This window comes from Marisediminicola senii (genome assembly GCF_011057645.1).
GTDB classification, from domain to species: domain Bacteria; phylum Actinomycetota; class Actinomycetes; order Actinomycetales; family Microbacteriaceae; genus Marisediminicola; species Marisediminicola senii.
Window position 1 is genome coordinate 1 of sequence record NZ_JAALGE010000086.1, and the last position, 4,289, is coordinate 4,289.

Annotated in this window: 3 protein-coding genes and 1 pseudogene; 2 read left to right on the top strand and 2 right to left on the bottom strand. The window is 74.2% G+C overall.

Annotated features, from left to right (window positions below; genetic code table 11):
- Together G5S38_RS15125 and cofC are read left to right on the top strand one after the other, a co-directional pair.
- On the top strand, window positions 1-2,265 hold a 2,265-nt coding region (locus tag G5S38_RS15125), incomplete at its 5' end, for a transglutaminase family protein (protein ID WP_235929122.1).
- A gap of 40 nt (window positions 2,266-2,305) precedes the next feature.
- Complete coding sequence (gene cofC, locus G5S38_RS15130) at window positions 2,306-2,938, top strand: 2-phospho-L-lactate guanylyltransferase (protein WP_201276713.1); 633 nt, start codon at window positions 2,306-2,308, stop codon at window positions 2,936-2,938.
- Between the two features lie 28 nt (window positions 2,939-2,966).
- Here the strand turns inward: cofC and cofD are convergent, their stop codons facing one another.
- A complete protein-coding gene (gene cofD / locus G5S38_RS15135) occupies window positions 2,967-4,010 on the bottom strand; it encodes a 2-phospho-L-lactate transferase (protein ID WP_165070405.1) in 1,044 nt (347 codons plus the stop codon).
- Window positions 4,007-4,289, bottom strand: a pseudogene (locus G5S38_RS15140) (hypothetical protein); the annotation flags it as partial. The pseudogene G5S38_RS15140 and the gene cofD, both read right to left, overlap by 4 nt.

The following is a 4,289-nucleotide window of genomic DNA, read 5'->3' on the forward strand; positions in this document are numbered from 1 at the left end:
GGCCCCCCCCCCCGCCCCGGCGCGGGCGGCCCGCAGCGCCCCCGCGGCACCAGCGCGGCGGTGCGCCCGGAGCGTGCGCCCGGCCCGCAGGCCGTCGCGTGGCAGGTCAGCGTCGCGCTGCTCGTCGCGATCACCGTCTCGGCCTGGGGACTGCACGTGTTGCTGGCTGGGATGGCCTGGATCGGTGCGGTCGTGGTCACGGCGTCGATCGCCCTGGGGGCCGCGGCCGGGCTGCGCACGCGCACCCGCAACCGGGTGCTGCCACCGCTCGCGGGCATCGGCGCGCTGACCCTGGCCGTGACGGCGGTCTTCGGGCAGGGCACCACCCCACTGGTCGTGATCCCGACCTTCGACACCATCGCGCGGTTCGTGGCGCTCACGCAGGAGGCGCAGGCCTCCATCTACCGGCAGGCCGTTCCCGCCGTCGCCGAACCCTCGATCATCTTCGTGCTCTGCCTCGGCGTGGGCATCCTCGCGGTGCTGTGCGACTTCCTCGCCATCGCGCTGCGCTCGCCCGCGCTCGTCGGCATCCCCCTGGTCGCGGTGCTCGCGGTGCCCGCCTTCACATCCCCGGGGTCGACCGACCCTGTGGTGTTCGTGCTCGCGGCGGTCGCCTACCTCGCGGTGCTGCTGGCCGGTCGGCCGCAGCGGCAGCCGGGCATCGCGGCGGGTATCGCCGCGTCGGCAATCGTCGGCGCCCTGCTGGTGCCCGCGGTGCTCCCCGAGATCGACGACGTGCCAGACACCCTGCCCGGCGGCGTCTCGACGGGCGTCAACCCGGTGCTCGGCCTCGGCGACGACCTGCGCCGTTCCCGGGAGCGCACCGCGCTGACCTATGAGACCGCGTCGGGGGAGGGCCACTACCTGCGCCTGGTCACCCTCGAGGATTTCACCGGCGACGCGTGGCAGCCCACCGACCGCGAGACCGACACCGCCAACGACGTACAGCGCTTCGTCGCGGCGCCCGGGCTCGACGACGACGTGCCGCGCGCCGAGGAGACCAGCTCGATCGACGTGCGGCGGCTCACGAGCACGTGGCTGCCGCTGCCGTACCCGCCGACGAGCGTGAACGGGCTCGACAGCGACTGGTACTGGGATGCCGAGACCTTCGCGACCTCGGCCCCCGACGACACCGCGAGCGGGCAGGACTACGTGGTGGAGAGCGCGATCCTGCAGCCGACACCCGAGCAGCTGCTGGCGGCGGGCTCGTCACAGGCGCCCGGACTCGAGGCGTACCTCGCGCTGCCCGATGACCTGCCCGCCGTGATTGCCGAGACCGGGGCATCCATCGCCGCCCAATCCGGCACCGACTACGAGAGGGCCATCGCGCTGCAGGAGTACCTGCGCTCGAGCGAATTCCGGTACTCGGAGAGCGCCCCGGTCGAGGGCGACTACGACGGCACCGGCATGGACGTCATCGCTCAATTCCTCGACGTGCGCGCCGGGTACTGCACGCACTTCGCCGGGTCGATGGCCGTGATGGCGCGCACGCTCGGCATCCCGTCGCGCGTCGCCGTGGGCTTTCTGCCGGGGTCGCCGGAGAGCAACGCCGACGGCCGCGAGTACTTCGAGGTGACGACGCACGACCTGCACGCCTGGCCCGAGCTGTACTTCGACGGCATCGGCTGGATCCCGTTCGAGCCGACCCCCGGCCGCGGTGAGCTCGCCGCCTACGCGGACGTCGCCGCCGAGGGCGTGCCGGATCCGCCGGCCGAAGACGAGCAGGTCGCACCGACGCCCACCCCCGACGTCGCGGCCCCCGAAGACGAAGCGCCCGTCGACCCTGGTGCGCTCGACGGTGACGTCGGCTCGGCCACACAAGAGGACTCCACCCTCTCGCGCACCGTGCTGATCGTGCTCGCGCTGCTGGGCATGTCGCTGGTTCCCGCGCTCGTGCGCGCGTCGCAGCGCTGGCGGCTGGTGACCCGCCTGCGCGCGGGGGAGGCGTCGGCGGCGGATGCCTGGCACGAGGTCATGCGCACGGCGGTCGACCACCGCGTGGCGATCACCCACACCACGACGCCAGCGCAGACGGCCGCGGCCATCGGCGTGGGCGGGCGGCACCTCGGCGTGCTGCTCGACGCCGTCGAACGCGAGGGATACGCGGCCACCACGCTGACGCGCCCCGGCGATCTCGTCGGCGATGTGACGGCGGTGCGCCGCGACATCGCGGCCGCGGCATCCACCAGGGTCAGGTTGCTCGCGGTCGTGTACCCCGCATCGCTGTGGCGCACGATCGCGCACCCGCTGACCCGCGAGGAGTGAGCGACGCCGGGTGACCGGTTCGGCGCGGTAGCGTCGGATCGTGCGCTGGAGAATCGTGGTTCCCGTCAAGCGGCTGGAGCTCGCGAAGTCCCGGCTGCGGCCGGACGTGGTGGATGCCTCCGCCCTCGCGCTCGCATTCGCCGAAGACACCGTGCGCGCGGCGATCGCGTGCCCCTCGGTCGCCGAGGTGGTCGTCGTGACCGGTGACGAGCGCGTGTCGGCCGCGATGGCCGCGCTCGGTGCGCGCACGGTCGCCGACCCGGGCGGCGGCATCAACGCGGCGGTCTCGGCGGGGATCACGGCGGCGCGGCAGCACGGGGGTGACGACCAGCCCGGCGCCGCGGTGCTCACCGGCGACCTGCCCGCGCTCACTGCGCACCACCTCGACCATGCCCTCGGGCTGGCGAGCCTGGTCGACCTCGGGATCGTGCCCGACCACGGCGGATCCGGAACCACGATGATCACCGCGGCAGCGGGCCTCGACCTCGTGCCGCACTACGGCGAGGGGTCGCGGGTGCTGCACGAGCGCGCCGGCCATGCCGTGCTCGCGGTCGATGAGCAATCGCCGCTGCGCTGGGACGTCGACACCGCACCCGACCTCGCCACCGCGCTCACCCTCGGCGTCGGGCCCGCGACGGCGCTCGTCGTGTCGCGGTGGGCGATCCCGCGCTGAACCGGGCGATCGCGCGCTGTTCGCCGCGCTACCTCGCCACGCGCGACGCGAGCGCCAGGGCAGCGTCGGCCATGGCTGCCGTCGCCGCGACATCCGTCATCCACAGCGGGGCCGCCGCCGAGGCGATGCCGGCCGCCGACAGGTGCGGAACCGACGCCACGTCTTCGTCACCCACGAGCCAACCGTCGATGATGCCCCCGGCCGACCGCGCGCCGTAGTGCTCGCCGACCGCGAGCGCCGAGGTCTCGACGCCGATCGCGCGCAGGCACGCGTCTGCCATGCCGCGCACGGCCGATCCGCCGATGATGGGCGAGACGCCGACCACCGGCGCGGCAGTCGATCGCAGGGCCTCCGCGATGCCGGGGAGCGCCACGATCGTGCCGATGGAGACCACCGGGTTGGAGGGGGCGAGCAGCACGACCTCGGCGTCGGCGATGGCGGATGCCGCGGCATCCGTCGCCCTTGCTCGCTCGATTCCCCGATTGATGAACCGCACCGCCGGCACCTGCGCGCGGTGACGCACCCACCACTCCTCGAAGTGGATGGGGCGGGATTCGCCGGTCTCGGGGTCGACGATCTCGACGTGCGTCTCGACCTCGTCGTCGGTGGCGGGCAGCAGCGTGACGCCGGGCTGCCAGCGTTCGGCGATGCGCGCGGTCGCCTCGGTGAGGGTCAGGCCGTCGCGCAGCATCGAGGTGCGCGCGATGTGGGTACTGAGGTCGAGGTCACCGAGGGTGAACCAGGGCCAGCCGACACCGTATGCGGTGAGCTCGGCGCTGACCCGCTCGGTCTCGCCTGCGCGACCCCAGCCGCGCACCTCGTCGTTCGCCCCGCCGAGCGTGTACATCAGCGAGTCGAGGTCGGGGCAGACGCGCAGGCCGGTGAGCCACATGTCGTCGCCCGTGTTGGCGATCACGGTGATCGGGGTCGCGCCGCCGCTGCCGCTCGAGAGCAGCTCACGGAGGCCGCGCACGAAGCGCGCGCCGCCGACCCCGCCGGCGAGGACGGTGATGCCGGCAGTGCCGGTGGATCCGGTGGCGCCCGGGGAGGTGATATCGATGATGCCGGTCATGGGGCGTCCTCTCGGGTGGGGCCGGACGGCCCGCGGTTGTCGACGTCGTAGGCGATCACCGGTGCGCCCGTTCCCGGATGCGTGAGCAGGGTCGCGCTGACCCGCCACACCCGGCGGATGAGGCCGGCGTCGAGTACCTCGGCGGGCGGACCGGAGGCCGCGACCGCCCCGTCGTGGAGCACGACCACGGGGGCGGCGAAGGGCATCGCGGGGGGGAGGGGGGGCGGGGCGGCGCCGACCGCGGGCTCGGGGGCCCCGGCGAGGGGGGGGGCCCGGGAG

Excerpts from the sequence above, each read along its gene's own strand:
- cofD (WP_165070405.1), bottom strand. The coding sequence starts at position 4,010 with ATGACCGGCATCATCGATATCACCTCCCCGGGCGCCACCGGATCCACC.